This is a genomic window from 'Cynodon dactylon' phytoplasma, assembly GCF_009268075.1.
GTDB lineage: Bacteria > Bacillota_I > Bacilli_A > Acholeplasmatales > Acholeplasmataceae > Phytoplasma > Phytoplasma cynodontis.
On the sequence record NZ_VWOH01000005.1, the window covers coordinates 16,197 to 34,098 of the forward strand.

The following is a 17,902-nucleotide window of genomic DNA, read 5'->3' on the forward strand; positions in this document are numbered from 1 at the left end:
AAAGAAAGGTATTATAAAATGAATTTTATTAAAAAAGAAATAGAAGAAAATAATATTATTATTATTCATGGTCATAAAAATCCTGATGGTGATTGTTATGGTTCTCAAATAGGATTAAAAAACATTATAAACACTACTTTTCCGAATAAAAAGGTTTATGTAGTAGGAGAAACAAATCCAAAATTATCTTTTTTAGGAGAAATGGATATTATTCCAGATAGTTTTTACACAAATGCTTTAGTATTTATATTAGATTGTGGTCAAAGCAATGTTATTAGCGATCCAAGATATAAATTGGGTAAGAGAATTATTAGAATAGATCATCATTTACTTATAGAAAATATTGGAGATTATCAATGGATAGATAGTTCTTTTTCTTCTTGTTCTCAAATGATTTATCATCTTAAGGAAAAAAACAATTTTCAGTTAGGCTATAAAGGGGCATTGGCGATATATATTGGAATGATTTCGGATACTGGTAATTTTTGTTTTGATAGAGTAAATAGTGAAACTTTAAGAATAGCTTCTAATTTATTAAAATTTGGTTTTAATGTTTTCGAAATAGAAAAAAAAATAAATGTTCAAAGTATTAAAATTTTAAAATTTAAAAGTTATATACTAAATAATTTTATTACTGAACCAGGAATTATATATAATAAGATTACTCAAGAAGTAATGAATGATTTTGATTTGAACATTGAAGAAGCTTTTTCTATTGTGAATATTTTAGGTAATGTAGAAAATTATCCTATATGGTTTTTCGTTGGTGAAACAAAAGATCATAGATGGAAATTAAGCATTCGAACTTTAGGACCAAGAATAGATCATATTGTTAACAAATTCGGTGGAGGGGGTCATTTTAAGGCTTGTGGTGTTATTGTTAAAAATTTTGAAGAAGTAAAACAAATAATTAGTTTACTTAAAGAATCTTTTCAAGAATTTAAAAAAAGTGAAAAATATCATAATCAATTATTATAATTTACATTTTTATAATAATTAATCCTTAAAATTTAGGAAGAAAAAAAATATGTTTGAATCTGATACTATTGCAGCAATCGCTACTCCTTTAGGTACAGGTAGCATTAGTATTATAAGAGTAAGTGGTGATCAATCCATATCTAAAATTAATACCATTTTTAAACATGCTAAAAAAAATGTTAATCTTTCAAAAGTTCCTTCACATACTATTCATCATGGTTTTATTTTGGACCAAGATAAAAAAGTTTTAGATGAAGTTTTAATTTCTGTTTTTAAAAAACCCAATTCTTTTACTGGAGAAAATGTTGTTGAAATTAATTGTCATGGTGGAATTTTATTAACACAAATATTATTAGAAAGAGTTTTAAGTTTAAATATTAGATTAGCTCAACCAGGAGAATTTAGTAAAAGATCTTTTTTAAATGGTAAAATAGATTTAATTCAAGCTGAATCAATTATGGATTTAATTCATGCTCAAAGTAAAAATGCTATTAGATTAGCTAATTTAGGTATTAGCAAAGAAACTTCTAAATTAGTAAATTCATTAAAACAAAAAATTTTAACTTTAATAGGCAAAATAGAAGTTAATATCGATTATCCTGAATATGATGATGCTCAAACTATGACTAACGAAATTATTTTACCTATATTAAAAAAAATAATTAAAAAAATGAAAAAAATTTTGCATTTTTCATCTAAAATGCGTTTATTAAAATCAGGAATAAAAACTTTAATTATTGGAAAACCTAATGTAGGAAAATCTAGTTTATTAAATATTCTTTTAAATGAAGAAAGAGCTATTGTTTCTAATATTCCTGGCACAACAAGAGATTTTGTAAACGCATTTATTGATATTCAAGGAATTTCATTAATGTTAATAGATACAGCCGGAATTAGAAAAACTAAAGATCCTTTAGAAAAAATAGGTATTTTTAAATCTAAAAAAATTTTAAAAGAAGCTGAATTAGTATTATTATTATTAGATAATAGTAAAATTTTAGACAATGAAGATAAATACTTATTAGAATTAACTAAAAATTATCCTAGAATAATAGTTATTAGTAAAACTGATTTACCAAATAAATTAGATTTTTCAATTATTAAAGATAAAATAGTTTTTATTTCGAATATTAACAAAAATGGTATTGATATTTTAAAAAAAGAAATTATAAATTTTTTTAATTTAAACTATATAAAAGAAAAAGATTTTAATTATTTTTCTAATATTAGACATATTCAACAGATAAAAATAGCTTTAAATTCTTTAGAAAATATTGAATTAGATATTCAAAAAAGAATACCTATAGATATTCATACTATTAATTTAAAAATAGCTTTTAATTCTTTAAATGAGATTATCGGAAATGAAATAAATAATGATCTTCTTATTAATGAACTTTTTTCTAAATTTTGTTTAGGGAAATGATTAAAAAAATATTTAAATAAAAATTTTAGATTTTGGTTTTTTTTATTACAAAAAAATGAAGGAGAAATTTTTATATATTTCTAATGATTAATATTGAATTAAAATATAATAAACAAATTATAAAAGAAAATTTTGTTGTACACAAAACACCTCTAGAATTAATCGAAAAAAATAATTTATTTTTTATTAAAAAGCCTATTATTGCATTATTTAATAATCATTTTATTAGTTTAAATGAAACTTTAAATGAAGATGGATTTTTAGAAATTATAACTGAAGAAAATCCAAAAAGTTGGGAAGTTCTAAATCATAGTACAGCTCACTTAATGGCACAAGCTATTAAAAAAATATACCCTCAAGCATTATTATTAAAAGATAATATTAATAAAGAAGGTTTTTTTTATGATTTTGATTTGCAAGATAATAATGCTTCTGAAAAAGATTTTTCAATAATAGAAAATGAGATGCATAAAATTTCAAACGCGAAATTAGAAATTTATCAAAAAAAAATAGAATTAAAAGAAGCTATTAATTTATTTAGAGATAATAAATATAAAAAAAATATTTTAGAAAAAAAAAACTTAAATACTAAAATAAATATTTATTGTCAAGGAGATTTTTATGATTTATGCATAGGACCCCATTTAACAAATACTCAAGAAATTAAATATTTTAAAATTTTAAAAATATCTGGAATTTTTTCAGATAAAATAAAAAATAAATCCGCAAATCAGAATTTAATACGTCTTTATGGAATTTCTTTTTTTAATAAAGAAGATTTAAATAATTATTTAAATCATTTAGAAAAAAGAAAAGAGAGAGATCATAGAAATATCAATAAAAAACATAATTTTTTTATGTTTTCTTCTGAAGTTGGTTTAGGATTGCCTTTTTGGTTAAAAAAAGGCGCTACTATAAGAAGGATAATCGAAAGATATATTGTTGATAAAGAAATAGAAAATGATTATCAACATGTTTATACTCCTATTTTGGCTAATACTAAATTATATGAAAAATCAGGTCATTTAGAACTTTATAAAGAAAATATGTTTCCTATTATGAATATTAAAAATGAAGAAAAATTAGTTTTACGCCCTATGAATTGTCCACATCATATGATGATTTTTAAAAAATCATTATATAGTTATAAAGATTTACCTATCAAAATAGCTGAATTAGGAATGATGCACCGTTATGAGCATTCTGGTGCAGTATCCGGTTTACAAAGAACTAGAGAAATGACTTTAAATGATGCTCATATTTTTTTAAATGAAAAACAAATTAAGGAAGAATTTAGTAAAATTATTTTTTTTATTTTAGAAGTATATAAAGATTTTAATATTAAAGAATATCATTTTAATTTAAGCACTAGAGATAAAAAAAATAAAAATAAATATTTTGATGATGATTTAATGTGGAATAAAGCAGAATCAATTATTAAAGAAATAATGTATAATTTAGATATCCCTTTTAAAGAAAGCAAAGGAGATGCTGCTTTTTATGGACCAAAATTAGATATTCAAGTAAATACTGCTTTAGGAAATGAAGAAACTCTATCTACAATTCAATTAGATTTTTTATTACCTAAAAGATTTAATTTAAGTTATATAGGTAGCGACAACAAAGAGCATGGTTTGATCATTATACATAGAGCTATTATTTCTACTATGGAAAGATTTATCGCTTTTTTAATAGAAAATAATAAAGCTGTTTTTCCTTTATGGTTAGCTCCTATACAAGTTATTATATTACCGATCAATAATAAAGAACATTTAGAATATTCTTTCAAAATTAAAAAAAAATTATTAACAAAAAATATTAGGACAGAATTAAATAAAAAAGATACTACCTTAAATTATAAAATAAAATTTGCTCAAGAAGATAAAATTCCTTTTCAAATAATTGTTGGTAATGATGAAATATCAAATAATACAATAACATTTAGAAAATATAATTCTAAAGAAATAATAAAAAATGTTTCAATAGATGATTTTATAAATCTATTAAATAAAATAATTTTAGAAAAAAAATAATAATAATTTTATTTAAGAATTATTTTTAAAAAAAAAAAAAAAATACTATAAATAAAAAAAGTCTTTTTTTTAAAAAAGACTTTTAATTTTTTATATTATTTTTTTTTATATTATTTGGATTTTTTATTATCTGGACGTAATATTTTATCTATTTTGTTATCTACTTTTTCTATTTCAATATCTTTTTTTTTAGAAATTTCTTCGTTCTTATTTTCTTTTCTAAAAATTTTTTTTATAAAATTTGTATTTACTTTAGATGTTTTAGTATTTGTTGAAATTTCTTTAATATCATTATTATCATCTTTGTCATTCAAAGTTTCTGAAATTATAATATTTTTTGAATTATCTTCTTGTTTATTTTTTTTATTTTCTGAAAATGATTTTGAAACTGAAATACTATCAGAGTTTGAATCTTCTTTTTTTTCATCAAGATTTTCATAACTTAAATTATCTTCTGATATTATTTCGGATATTTCAGTGTCTTTATTACTACTTTTTTTTTCTTCTACGATTTCTCCAGAAGTTAAATTTTTATTATAAATAAAATTATTAAACTTTTTTTTTAAATTTGAATGAAAATTAGGAAAAAATAAATAAATTAATACAGTTGTTAAAATTAGGAATAACAATGCAAATGAAGAATAAACAAACGTTTTTTCCCATTTCGAAATTCTAAAATTTAATTTTAACTCTTTTTTGTTTTTGCTAATATAGTGTACCCTTTTTTTCTTTTTTATTTTTTTAATTTTTTAATTTTTTTAATTTTTAATTTTTTTAATTTTTTTAATTTTTAATTTTTTTAATTTTTTTAATTTTTTTAATTTTTTAAAATTTTTTTAAAATATTAATTAGTGATTTTTTATTTCTAAAAAAAACACTACAATAATATTATAATTATTTTTTTTTATTTTTAACAATATTTTTTTAAATTTTATATTTTTTTTAAAAAAAATCTATTAAATTAAAAAAAAACATCTATGTTTTAATAGATGTTTTTTTAAAAAAAATTAGTTTAATATATTATATTCATCAATATTATTAATAATTATAAACCATAATTCTTTAAATTATTTGTGAAATATTTTACATAATAATAAGGAGATGAACTTGATGTTATTTCTTGTAACACTGTTCTAGTAGATGAATCAATAAATGATGAATTAGATAATTGTGTTAAAGCCTCTGTTATTATAACACTAGCTAATGATTCATAACATGATTTTGTTTTATTATCAGAAGAATCAAAACTTTGTCTTTGAAATTTCAATTCTGTAAAACTTTTGTTATAATAAGAACTATCTTCCCATTGTTCAAAAGTTAAAGCACCTTCTACTAAAGCAGTAATAAAACTATCTACTATAGAACGATGAAAAACACCTTTGTTGTTTAAATCCGTTTTTAAATCAAAAAATGTTTTAGTTATTAATAATTTCATTCTGTTATCTTGTATTTGAGTAATATTACTAAAAATATTCATTTCATCCATATCATCTGAAAGTTTAGCAGCATAAATATCTTTATTAACAATTAATAATATAAAAGCAAATAAAGAAATTAAAGAAAAAAGAATTAAATTGAAAATACTATTCATTTTTGTATTAATAGTTTTAATTTTTTTGTTAAACAAAATCTTCAACACTCCTTTATATTTTTTTTAAATTTTTTTAAAATAAAAATTAAAAAAACAATAAATTAAAGAGTTTTGAGAAATTCTTCTTCCTGAACATGTTTATAATAACATTTGATTTTTATATAATCAAAAATAAAGTGTATTGTCAAAATTGAATCTAAATAAAATTCATTTTTTTATATTTTAATTTGTATTTAATTATGAATTAACAATATAATTTACTATCTAATTTTTTTAAAGATATATTTAAAAATTTCGAAAATTCACAAATTATTATCATATTCTAAAATAATTTCATCTGGTAAAATTTCATTTGTAATTAAACTACGATATTTTTTAGTACCATCTTTTTCTATAATTTCATATGTTATAGATTTCAATTTTTTATTTTCTTCTTTTAAAATCGAGTTATATAACAAAGATTTTTTACATATTTCTTCTGCTATAGAATCTATATTCATTTCTTTTGCTTCTTTTTTTAGTTTATAAACTAATACAATTTGATATATAAGAACTATCCAACAAGCTAAAAATAATAATTGAAATAATAAATCATAAATATAATTTTTCATAATTTTTTTATCTTTCATAATTTTTATCTTTAATTTTTCGTTTTTTTTTTTTTTTTTGAAATTAAACAAAATTACCTATTTAAATAAATCTGTAAACTATGGTTTTAACATTTTTTTCAAAAAATTAAACTTACTTAGTAAAAAAATAAATTTAGAAAAAAATAGAAAAAATTTATTATTTTTATTTTTGAAAAACTAATTTTATTAAAAATATTTATAAAAAAAGCTATCATAATATTAACTAAAAATAAAAAAAAGTCAATCATAAAAGTTTATTTTTTTAATTTATTAAAAAAAAAAATTTTCATAATTATATTTAATTAAAAAACAAATAATTAATTATTACTTATTATTAATATTAATTTTTTCATTTTTAATAAAATTTATTTATTTAATTTTTAAAAAATGATTTTTAATAAACAAAATATAAAAAAATATAAATAATCATTATTATTTATTTTATGGATTAATAAAAAATTATAAAAAAGTCTAATTTATCATAATTTCTTTAAGAATAGAATTTGTTATTATTCCTACACTTTGAATATACAAAAAATTTAAGAATAATTCGTTTCTGTAAAAAGAAGATGGTCTATAATATTCAAACAAACAAAAATTAAATAAAAAACAACATTTATAAAATACCCAATTCCAATCATTAATAAAATTGTAATCATCGTCTCCATAATCTCTTTTATACAATTTGTCTTGAGACTTTAATAAAAATTCTTTTGAAAACCAAGAAAAAAAGATTTCAAGAGACAAGGAATTAATATAATTTAAAATTTGATCTTTAATTTCCTTCATTTCTTGTTCTTTATCTGGAAATAATACTATGTTAGCTAAAAACATTGTATTAGCAGCTGAAATGCAAACTCTCTTAATGATTATTAATTCTTCTTCATCATTAATATTTTTGGATGGTTCCTCTTTACCACTTATAAGATTAAATAATAATGAATCATTTTTGTGATTATCAATTTCTAATAATTCTTCTTTATTTTTAATATCTTTATTTTTTATAAGAGCAAAAAGATTACTTTGGTAATTTAAATAAAAATGTTTTGTAATAAAAATTAAAATTAATAATTGGACAAAAAATTTTCTTGTATTTTTACTTATATTTATTAAAATGGTTCCTTACCTCGCTAAAAAATTTTTTTTTAAAACAAAAATTATCAAAACAAAATATAATAATTTTATATTAAGAACACATAACTAATTTATCATAATTTATAAAAAAAATATTTTTTTAGATAATAAATATATTTTTAACTTTGATGAAATTAAATAATATAAAATTAATGTCGATTGTTTATTATGAGTGTTATATGAATTTATTAAATTTATTTTAAATAATAAATTATTATTATAAGTAAATTTTAAAAAAATTTTTACAAAATTATTTAAAATTTACTTATTTTATTTTTTTATTACTTTTTTTTATACTTTAATTTAAAATAGAATTTAACTAAAAACTTAAATAAATTAAATTATTATAATTAATAATTTAATTTAAAATTAATTCAATTATTAATTTAATGATTTATCGTTTTTTTTAATTTTAATTTACTTCCTATAATGTATATTATGTTAACCTAATTGTTATTAATTATCTATTTTATTATTTTATGATTATATTTTTTTTTTATTTTAATATAAGTACAAAGGAGAAAAAATATATAATAATCTATGCTTTTAATTCTTCTGTATTTTTATAATATTGTTTTAGATATTTTTATAAAAAAAGAATATTTTACAAAAAAAATTATGAAATTAATATATAAATAATAATTTTTTATTAGTATATATATATTTATAGAAGTAAATAAAAGAAATTAGCAAATTAGAAAGAAAATTTAAATGAAAAAAAATAAATTTCAAATAAAAAAAAATATTATAATATTACTGATTATTTTAATATTAATAATATCTTTCATTTTATTAATTTTAAAAAGTTATAAAAGTTTTTTTTATAAAAAATCAAAAATTAATTTAAAAAATCAAAATAAAGAAATTAAAATTAATGAATTTTATAAACTAAAAACTAAAAAAAATCATAAAATAGAGCCTAAAATTGATTTAAATAAAAAAATATCTTATACTGAAAAAATAGAATATATAGTAGGCAAAACTACTGACAAATCCCGAATTAACCAAATAGATGAAATTTATAAATCATACTTCGAAAGTATAAAAAAATATGATAATAAATTAACTCAAAAATTTGAAGAATCAATCATTAATTATAATAAAAAAATTTTTTTAAACAAACAAAAAATAAAAAAAATAAAAAAAGAATTGGATAATATAAATAAAAATTTAGAAAATTTAAATGACGAAACAAAAAATTTAAATAATGAAATCTTACAAAAAGAAAAAGAACTATTTGATAAAAAAGAAAAATTAATAAAATTAAAACAATACACTTTTAAAGCAACAACTTTAAAAAACTTAGAAGAAGAATTATTAGATTTAAAATCAAAACAAAAAAATATAACTTATGAATTATCAAAAAATAAATTACAAAAAAATGAATTTTTAAATGAAATTAGCAATTTAGAACAAACTAATATTTTCAATAATTATGAAAAAGAAAAAGAAAAAGAAAATATTAATTTTATTCAAGAAATAAATAAAAAAAAAATTTCAAAATTTGAAAATATGTTATCTCAAACATATGACATAAAAATATCTATTTAAAAAAACTTTTACTTTTTTTTGTTAATAAATTACATCTGATAAAATGTTCTTTTTCTACTTCAATAAAGTCTAAATCTGGTTCAGATTGTGTTTTAAAAAGATTAAAATTAAATAAATTATTTTCATTTTCAAAAAAATTATTTTTTTCTACGTAATTTATACTATTTATACTTGTAATAAGAAAATCATTAATTAATCTTTTAGTATAAGGATGTATAGGATTATTCAAAATAAGATTATAAGGAGCTTTTTCTATAATTTGCCCTTTATACAAAACAATAACATTTTTCACCAACGAAGAAATAATACTTAAATCATGAGTAATAAACAACATAGCCATTTTGTTTTTTTTTTGAATTTTTTTAATTAAATTTAAAATTTCTTTTTGTGCTAAAACATCTATTGCAGTAGTAGGTTCATCAGCTATTAAAAGTTTAGGACTACAAGAAAGTGCAATAGCTATCATAACTCTTTGACACATTCCACCAGATAATTGAAAAGGATATGATTCTAAAACTCTTTTAGGATCTGTAATTTCTACTTTTTTTAAAATATTAAAAGACTCTTGTAAAGAACTTTCTTTTGACATTTTACGATGTAAAATTAAAACTTCAGTAATTTGATCTTTTATTTTTAAAACAGGATTTAAACTAGAAGAAGGATCTTGAAAAATCATTGATATTTTATTACCTCTAATTTTTCTTATTTCTTTTTCATCTAAATCAGAAATAACTTTATTTTGAAAAATAATTTGACCATTATATATATTTTGATTTTTTTGAAATAACTTTAAAATAGACAATGCTATTTGGCTCTTTCCTGAACCTGAATCTCCTATTATGCCTAAAGTTTCTTGTTCTTTAATTTCGAAAGTCACTCCTTTTACAGCTTTAATTAAAGAGTTTTCTGTTTTAAAATATGTATGTAAATTTTTAATTTTTAACAAACTCATTTTATTTTTTCCTTTTCGCTTCGCTATATTTTAAAACAAAATGATTAGGTCGAACTTCTTTAAAAAAATATTTATCTTCATTTTTATTAAAATTTAATTCTTCTCTTTCTATTTCTTTGGAATCATGTGCATTATTATACAAATCAATATCATTATGAATTATTTTAGGACTAGCTTTTAACATTTTTTTAGTATAAAAATGTAAAGGATTTTTAAAAATTTCTTCTTTCTTTGCTAATTCTACTAAATGTCCTTTAAACATTACTCCTATTCTATCACTTATAAAACGTGCTACTCCTAAATCATGAGAAATAAATAAATAAGTTATTTTATATTTATATTTGAAATAATTTAATAAATCTAAAATTTGTTTCTGAATTATAACATCAAGAGCAGAAACTATTTCATCACAAATAACTAATTTTGGTTTTAAAATTAAAGTTTTAGCTATATTTACTCTTTGTCTTTGACCTCCGCTAAGCTCATAAGGAAAACGATTCATCAATTCCAAATCTAAACCACATAATTTCATTATCTCTATAATTTTTTTATTGTAATTACTATCTTTTTTGTTTTTAACTTTTTTTTGAATTATTAATCCTTCTCCTATAATATCTTTTATTAAAAATTTAGGGTTTAAAGTAGTAATAGAGTTTTGAAAAATAATTTGAATATCTTTTCTCAATAAATTCATTTCATTTTTATTTAATTCGTTTAAATTTTGAGAAAAATTATTTTTTTTAAAATAAATTATTTCTCCCTTATCTGCTTTTTGTAATTGTATGATAATTTTTGCTAAAGTAGACTTTCCTGAACCTGATTCTCCTATAATACTTAATGTTTCTCCTTTAAAAATAGAAAAACTAATATTTTTGTTTGCTTGAAAATTGATACCATCAATTTTAAAAAATTTATTCAAATTTTTTATTTTAATTAAAACTTTTTCTTTTGTCATAATAATTTAAATTCCATTTATAATTCGATTTAATTTTATAATTTTAATTTTATTATTTATTTTATTTATTTTCATCAGATTTATAACTTAAATATTCAGATAAACCTTCTGCAATGAAATTAAAAGATAAATTAGTTAATAAAATAATAAACATAGGAAAAAAAAATAATCTAGGAAATACACTTATATAAGCTTTATTAGTACTTAAAAGAGAACCCCATTCTGGAATAGAAGGATCTAAACCTAAACCTATAAAACCGAAAGAAGAAGCGACTAAAATAATACTACTTAAACTTAAAGATATCCTAATAATTAAAGAATTCAAAAGATGAGGAAAAATATGTTTTCTAATAATATAGAAATTACTAGCACCTAAACAAACAGCGCTTTTTACAAAATCTTTTTGAGATATCTGCATTGTTACTGATTTAACATCTTTAGTAAAAGTAGGGATATAACCGATACTAATAGCTAAAATTAATGAATAAAAACTTTTGCCACAAAATAGTATTATTAAAAAAGCTAAAATAAAATCAGGAAAAACAAATATAAAATCACATATAAAATTTACTAAAAAATTGAAAAAACCTCCAAAATAACCTGCTAAAATACCTAAAAAAATTCCTATAATCCCACTAATTAAAACAGTACTAAAAGATATAAACAAAGAAATTTTAGTTCCTTTAGTAACATATTCAAATAAGTCATGTCCTAAACAATCTGTTCCCATTAAATGTTTTTTACTAGGTTCTAAAAAAGACTTAAAAGACTTCATGCTATCATTTTTTGATAAACAAAATAAAGGTAAAATAAAATTAATTATTAACAATAAAATAAATAAAACAAAACCTACAAATAAAATTCTATTTTTTTTATAAATTTGATAAATTTTTATTTTCTTTTTCTCTAAAAATAACAAAATTATAATTCTCCTTTTTTTTTAATAGTAGGATCAAAATAAAAATATAATAATTCTAAAATAATATTTAAAATAGTAATAAAAAAAGATAACAATATTATAGAGCATTGAATTACAGGTAAGTCTCTATTTTGAAAAGAAGAAATTATTAAATTACCTAAACCATTTATATTAAAAATATTTTCTATAATAATAGATCCACTTAACATAAAACTAAATATTATACCTATATTAGTAATAATAGGAATAATAGCATTTTTCAAAACATGTTTAAATAAAATATCAAATTTTGATAAACCTTTAGCTCGTGCACTTAATATGTAAGGTTGTTCAGAGACAAAATTTATACTATTTCTAGCTATTCTGAAAATTAAAAAAGTATTCGTTAAAACTAAAGAAGTAATAGGTAAAACTAATGAAAATGGTTTTTCCATACCAGAAATAGGAAAAATATTTAATCGAAAACCCATAAAATATTGAATAAAAAAACCTATAACAAAATTAGGTAAAGAGATAATGATAATAGAAATTAAAATTAAAATATAATCTTTTTTGCTATCTTTATAAAAAGATGAAAATAAGGCTAAACCAATACCGAAAAATGAAGATAAAATACAACTAATTACAGAAATTTTTAAAGTAATTAAAAAAGCTGGTAAAAATAAATCAAATGAACTAATATTTCTTCTAATATAAGAATTTCCGAAATCTAATTTTAAAAAAACTCTAATTAAAAATTTTTTTAATTGAATTATTAAAGGTTGATCCAAATCTAATTCTTTTCTGAGTATATTAATTTGTTGATAAGTACTTTTGTGTCCTAATAAAGCTAATGCAGGGTCTGAAAATTTACTCATAACTATAAATATAATAATAGCAATAGTCAAACAAATCGAAAAAGAATATAATATTTTTTTTAATATAAAGTTTAGCATTTTTAAATTAATTCCTTTTTTTTAATAAAATTTATTTTTTTAATGTTTATCTAAATTTTTATTAAATACATTTTTAATAAAATTTATTTTTTTAATGTTTATCTAAATTTTTATTAAATACATTAATAAAAAAAACAATTATACCAGATTATAATAACAGATATAAAATAAATATCAATATAAAAAAAAACTTTCAAGTTAAGTCAAAAATAAGAAAAATTAAATATTACATTTTGTAAATTAATTTTATTTTAATCATAACAAAATTAATTTACAAATTTAATTAATTTAAAAATATAAAAGATTTATTTTTTTCAATATAAATTGATAAAATAAAATTTAATTCAATCTAATTAAAATTAATATAAAATCAAAATTGTTACAATCTATAAATTTATAAGTATTTAAAATTTTTTAATGTTTGAAGGTTTGAAGTAAATATTTTAATCTAATTTAGTGTTTCTTGATTGATTATTAAAAAATAGTTTTAAACAAAACTTATATAAAAATATCAAATAATTTGACACTTTTAAAATTATTTGTAAGATAGTTACTTGTAAGATTTTTTGTAAAATACGATATACCTACAAATGCCCTAAAACGCTTTATAATATCTAATTTTATACTTTTTTTATACTTTAGTGTATATTAGATATAAATTTATAGAACAATTTTATTTTTTCATTTTATTTTTATTTTATTTTTTTATTTCTTATTTCAATTTTAATTATTTTTTTAATTATTTGATTTTTTAAATTTAATATCATTCAAATTAAATTAAGATAAAATTTAAAAAGTTTAAGGAAATTTAAGGTATAAGTTATTTAAGGTATAAGTTAAGGTATAAGTATGACAAAAAATTATCATTTTAATGTTTTAATTAATAAATATGTAGATTTAATAACTAAAGTAGGAGTAAATATACAAGAAAAACAATATGTTTTTATTCAAAGTCCAATAATATGTAAAAAAGTAGTGGATTTAATTGTTAAAAAATCATATAAATTAGGAGCTAAAAAAGTTTATTGTATTTGGGAAAATTCAATAGAAGAATTAGAAAAATTGTTTTTAAAAACAAAATCCAAAGAAAAATTTTCTCAGTATTTAGAAAAATTTATAAAACAATACAAAAAAATTGTGAAAAAAAAAGGAGTTTTTATCAATATTTTATCTCCTTTTTATCAACATACAAAAAAAACATTTACATTATCATTTGATTTTATCAAATATTTAAAAAAAAAATTAAATTTTTTTTATAGATATATTATAAATTTAGAAAGTCAATGGACTTCAATTATATGTCCTAATCCATTATGGTCATCAAAAATATTTCCTCATTATAAACAAAAAGATAGTTTAAAGAAATTTTGGAATATTTTATTCGAATGTTGTTTAATAAATCATAATGATGATTTATTAAAAGCATGGAATAAACATAATAAAAGAATTCATGATTATACTCAAAAATTGAATAATTTAAATTTAAAAACGTTATTTTTTAAAAATAGTTTAGGCACTAATATTTCGGTTGGATTATTAAAAGATCATTTGTGGCAAGGAGGGAGAGTTAAATCCAAAAATAACATTTATTTTAATCCGAATATACCTATGGAAGAAGTACTAAGTATACCTGATAATAATAAAACTTATGGAACAATTGTAACTACTAAACCTCTTGTTTTTTATGAACAAATAATAGATAATCCATTAGTTATAAATTTTGAAAAAGGAAAAATAGTCAATTTTAAATCAAAAAACAACTATTTTAAAAATTTTTTTCAAAATTTAATAAATTTTGATCAAGGTTCATCTTTTTTAGGTGAAATTGCATTAGTACCTTTTAAGTGTTATATGAAAAAATATAATAAAATTTCTTTTTTTGAAACTTTAATAGACGAAAACTCTTCTTGTCATTTAGCGATAGGCAATGCTTATCCAGCTACTATCAAAAATGGCATTATGTTAAATAAAGAAAGTTTAATTAAAAAAAAAGTTAATTTTTCAACAATTCATATTGATATTATATTCGGTTCTGAAGATTTATCAGTCGAAGGTATTTGTTATAAAGGAAAAAAGATTCAAATTATTAATAAAGGAGTTTGGTCAGATATTTTTATATAATAATTCAAATAATTTTTTTACTATTTTTTTTAATTTTGATATATTTTAATAATAAATGAAGGATAAATATGATATGAAAACAGACTTAAAACCTAATAGTTATGAATGGTTAGAATATCAAAAAAAATATATAAATGAAAATGAAATAGAAATAATTATGGGAATAAATAATTCTATTTCGGTAAAAGATTTGATTAAAAAAAAAATATTAGATAATCATTTGTTTTTAAATAAAGATTCAGAAACGGAAAAAAAAACTAAACTTCATGCAAATCTTTTTTTTAATATTTTAAAAAAAAGAAATTATGAACCAGCAGTTTTTATTAAAAAACCTTTTTTAGTTTCTTTAGATGGATATCATTCTGAATCTAAAACTATGTTAGAAATAAAATGTCCTTCAAAACTAAAAGATATTCTTTTATGGAAAGAGTTTAGTAAAAACAACAAAATACCTATTTATCATTTTTGTAGAATTCAATATAAAATATATTGTTCTGAATCTTTAAAAGCTTATTTTTTAGTATATTTTGAAGAACAAAAATATTTTTTAAAAGAAATTAGATTAGACACAAAATTTATTAAAAAAATGATTGAAGAAACGGATAAATATAAAGAAATTTTTGCAAAATATGAAAAAATATTAAAAAATTAAAAAATTTTTTTTAAAAAATACTTTTTAAATTTTTAAATTTGGTTATTATTTTGTGTATTTTTTAAATAATCTTTTAGTTTTGTATTCCAAACTAAATACTCTTCTTCACATTTTTTTCTGATTTCATCAATTTCTTTCAATTCTTTCTTAACATTTTGTTTTGAATCTATAACTTCCTCTAAATCAGAGGGTAGCATTGTTTCATGTTCTGGGTTTTTAAATTTATACTTAGCAGTTTTTTTATATGCCGATTCAATAATATCTTTTAATTCGCGATTAGAATAATTTTTGTTTTTACATCTTTCAGCTAATTTATCTAAAAAAACAAAAGAATAATAACTTATACTATAAGGAGTTATAATATGTTCAAAAAAATTTTTAATTTTTTCATTTTCTAATAAACCAATATAAATTTTTTGACTAAAACGGCTTAAAAGAGCAGCATCGACTTGATTTAAAAAATTTGTAGCTCCCATTACAACAATTTTTTTATTACTTTTTTTATAGCCATCTAATTTCAATAACAAACTATTAATAATATTGATTGATACCTTATTATCAGCAATATTTTCTCTATTAGTAAAACCATTTATTTCATCTATAAAAATAATACTTTTTTTATGAGATTCAGCATCTTTCCAAATTTTATCTAAAATTTCTGCTCCTTCACCAACATATTTTCTATCAAATATAGAAGGATCAATTTCAATAAAATGTACTTTTGCTTCATTACAAAAAGCTTTGATTAAAAAAGTTTTTCCTGTTCCAGGAGGTCCATATAATAAATAACCTTTAGGTTGAATTTTTTCTACATTAACTAAATCATTTTTATCTTGGAAAAAATAAATTAAATCTTCTAACTCATTTTTTGCTTGATCTAATCCGAAAATATCTTTAAAAAAAATTTTATTTTGATTATCTTCGTCTTCATCTTTACATATTTGTTTGTTTTCTAAATATAACATTTTTTTTCTAAATATATTTAATTGTTTTTGGAAATAATTTATTTGTTTATCTAAAAAATTATAAAAATTATTTAAACTTTTTATATTAAATATATTATTATCTATTTTAATTTCAACATCCGTATCTGATAACTTTAAAGATAAAATATATTCAATAAATTTTTTATTATTAATATCGTATTGAATCGCTTGTTCTAATTTAGAAATATTTTCTTTTAAATAATTATAATAAAATAATATTTCTTCTTCTTCTTTAGTTTGTTTATCCGAAGATAATTTTTCTTTAATATTTTTTTTATCTCTAATATCGTCAAATATTTTTTCAAATTTGTTAATAATTTCATTTTTATCTTTATTATCTACATAAGAATTATTTACTGAATTTTTTTGAAATAAATAATAAATTAAAAGGCTAAATATTATAATATATAAAAAAATATTTTTTCTTTTTTTTGTATCATTATTAATATTTTTTGTATCATTATTCATAAATTTAAATCGACCTGCCTATTATTGTTTTAATAAATATTAAAAACTTATCTTAACATAATAACAATATTATTTAAAAATATCAATAATTTATAAAAAAAACCTTAATAACTTAAATGAAGTTATTAAGGAAATATGTTCCAATAAATAAAAAATTAGTAAATAAATTATTTTTTTTATAAATTATTTTAAAAAAAACTATAAATAAACTTTTTTTGCAAATTCATAATAAATTTTTTATTTTTAATTTTTGTTGTTAAAATAACAATTTCATCATTATTAATATCTTTTAATTGCTCTAATTCTTTTTTTATTATGTTTAATTTTTCTAATTCTTTTTTTATTATGTTTAATTTTTCTAATTCTTTCTTTATTATGTTTAATTTTTCTAATTCTTTTTTTATTATGTTTAATTTTTCTAATTCTTTTTTTATTATGTTTAATTTTTCTTGATAATTTTTTTGTTGATTAAAAATACTTTGTTTTAAAATAAAATTTTTATTTTTTATGTCATTTATATATTTTTTTAAATTTTGTATTTCTATTTGTTTATTATGAATAAATAAAATAAG

General features: G+C 18.1%; 17 protein-coding genes. 7 read left to right on the forward strand and 10 right to left on the reverse strand.

Going from position 1 to position 17,902, the window contains the following annotated elements:
- Positions 1-18 precede the first annotated feature (18 nt).
- The 3 genes from F1741_RS01960 to thrS all read left to right on the forward strand — a co-directional run bounded on the left by F1741_RS01960 (position 19) and on the right by thrS (position 4,437).
- A complete protein-coding gene (locus tag F1741_RS01960) occupies positions 19-978 on the forward strand; it encodes a DHH family phosphoesterase (RefSeq protein WP_152309936.1) in 960 nt (319 codons plus the stop codon).
- Between the two features lie 49 nt (positions 979-1,027).
- Positions 1,028-2,404: a tRNA uridine-5-carboxymethylaminomethyl(34) synthesis GTPase MnmE gene (gene mnmE, locus F1741_RS01965; protein WP_152309937.1), complete on the forward strand. Its 1,377-nt coding sequence runs from the start codon at positions 1,028-1,030 to the stop codon at positions 2,402-2,404.
- Positions 2,405-2,487: 83 nt separating this feature from the next.
- Positions 2,488-4,437 carry a threonine--tRNA ligase gene (gene thrS, locus F1741_RS01970; RefSeq protein ID WP_152309938.1) on the forward strand — a complete coding sequence of 650 codons (1,950 nt, stop codon included), beginning with the start codon at positions 2,488-2,490 and terminating at the stop codon, positions 4,435-4,437.
- A 110-nt stretch (positions 4,438-4,547) separates the two neighbouring features.
- Here the strand turns inward: thrS and F1741_RS01975 are convergent, their stop codons facing one another.
- The 4 genes from F1741_RS01975 to F1741_RS01990 form a co-directional block, all read right to left on the reverse strand.
- Positions 4,548-5,066, reverse strand: a complete 519-nt coding sequence (locus tag F1741_RS01975; protein ID WP_152309939.1) for a hypothetical protein — start codon at positions 5,064-5,066, stop codon at positions 4,548-4,550.
- Positions 5,067-5,482: 416 nt separating this feature from the next.
- Positions 5,483-6,064 (reverse strand): hypothetical protein, encoded by a 582-nt coding sequence (locus tag F1741_RS01980; protein WP_152309940.1) that lies wholly within the window; start codon positions 6,062-6,064, stop codon positions 5,483-5,485.
- A 266-nt stretch (positions 6,065-6,330) separates the two neighbouring features.
- Positions 6,331-6,657, reverse strand: a complete 327-nt coding sequence (locus F1741_RS01985) for a hypothetical protein (protein ID WP_152309941.1) — start codon at positions 6,655-6,657, stop codon at positions 6,331-6,333.
- Positions 6,658-7,128: 471 nt separating this feature from the next.
- Positions 7,129-7,491, reverse strand: coding sequence for a hypothetical protein (locus F1741_RS01990; protein ID WP_152309942.1), 363 nt, complete (start codon positions 7,489-7,491; stop codon positions 7,129-7,131).
- On the opposite strand from F1741_RS01990, the gene F1741_RS02270 reads away from it, so the two are divergent.
- The gene (locus tag F1741_RS02270; protein ID WP_193310882.1) at positions 7,475-7,612 is read left to right on the forward strand and encodes a hypothetical protein; all 138 of its coding nucleotides are present in this window, start codon (positions 7,475-7,477) and stop codon (positions 7,610-7,612) included. The genes F1741_RS01990 and F1741_RS02270 overlap by 17 nt on opposite strands.
- 890 nt (positions 7,613-8,502) lie before the next feature.
- Positions 8,503-9,342, forward strand: a complete 840-nt coding sequence (locus F1741_RS01995; RefSeq protein ID WP_152309943.1) for a hypothetical protein — start codon at positions 8,503-8,505, stop codon at positions 9,340-9,342.
- Here F1741_RS01995 and F1741_RS02000 read toward each other — a convergent pair.
- The 4 genes from F1741_RS02000 to F1741_RS02015 all read right to left on the reverse strand — a co-directional run bounded on the left by F1741_RS02000 (position 9,335) and on the right by F1741_RS02015 (position 13,103).
- Positions 9,335-10,294, reverse strand: coding sequence for an ABC transporter ATP-binding protein (locus tag F1741_RS02000; RefSeq protein WP_152309944.1), 960 nt, complete (start codon positions 10,292-10,294; stop codon positions 9,335-9,337). The genes F1741_RS01995 and F1741_RS02000 overlap by 8 nt on opposite strands.
- Position 10,295: 1 nt before the next feature.
- Positions 10,296-11,249 carry an ABC transporter ATP-binding protein gene (locus F1741_RS02005; protein WP_244609572.1) on the reverse strand — a complete coding sequence of 318 codons (954 nt, stop codon included), beginning with the start codon at positions 11,247-11,249 and terminating at the stop codon, positions 10,296-10,298.
- A gap of 61 nt (positions 11,250-11,310) precedes the next feature.
- A complete protein-coding gene (locus tag F1741_RS02010) occupies positions 11,311-12,168 on the reverse strand; it encodes an ABC transporter permease (protein ID WP_244609573.1) in 858 nt (285 codons plus the stop codon).
- Between the two features lie 2 nt (positions 12,169-12,170).
- Positions 12,171-13,103 (reverse strand): ABC transporter permease, encoded by a 933-nt coding sequence (locus tag F1741_RS02015; protein WP_152309946.1) that lies wholly within the window; start codon positions 13,101-13,103, stop codon positions 12,171-12,173.
- A gap of 849 nt (positions 13,104-13,952) precedes the next feature.
- Between F1741_RS02015 and F1741_RS02020 the strand changes: the two genes are divergently transcribed.
- Entirely contained in the window at positions 13,953-15,224 is a 1,272-nt protein-coding gene (locus F1741_RS02020) for an aminopeptidase (protein ID WP_152309947.1), read from the forward strand.
- Between the two features lie 73 nt (positions 15,225-15,297).
- Positions 15,298-15,876, forward strand: coding sequence for a lambda-exonuclease family protein (locus F1741_RS02025; RefSeq protein WP_152309948.1), 579 nt, complete (start codon positions 15,298-15,300; stop codon positions 15,874-15,876).
- 32 nt (positions 15,877-15,908) lie between these two features.
- Here the strand turns inward: F1741_RS02025 and F1741_RS02030 are convergent, their stop codons facing one another.
- Both F1741_RS02030 and F1741_RS02275 read right to left on the reverse strand, forming a co-directional pair.
- Positions 15,909-17,330, reverse strand: a complete 1,422-nt coding sequence (locus F1741_RS02030; protein ID WP_152309949.1) for an AAA family ATPase — start codon at positions 17,328-17,330, stop codon at positions 15,909-15,911.
- Positions 17,331-17,518: 188 nt separating this feature from the next.
- A partial coding sequence (locus tag F1741_RS02275; RefSeq protein WP_212380330.1) for a hypothetical protein occupies positions 17,519-17,902 on the reverse strand: 384 nt, incomplete at its 5' end.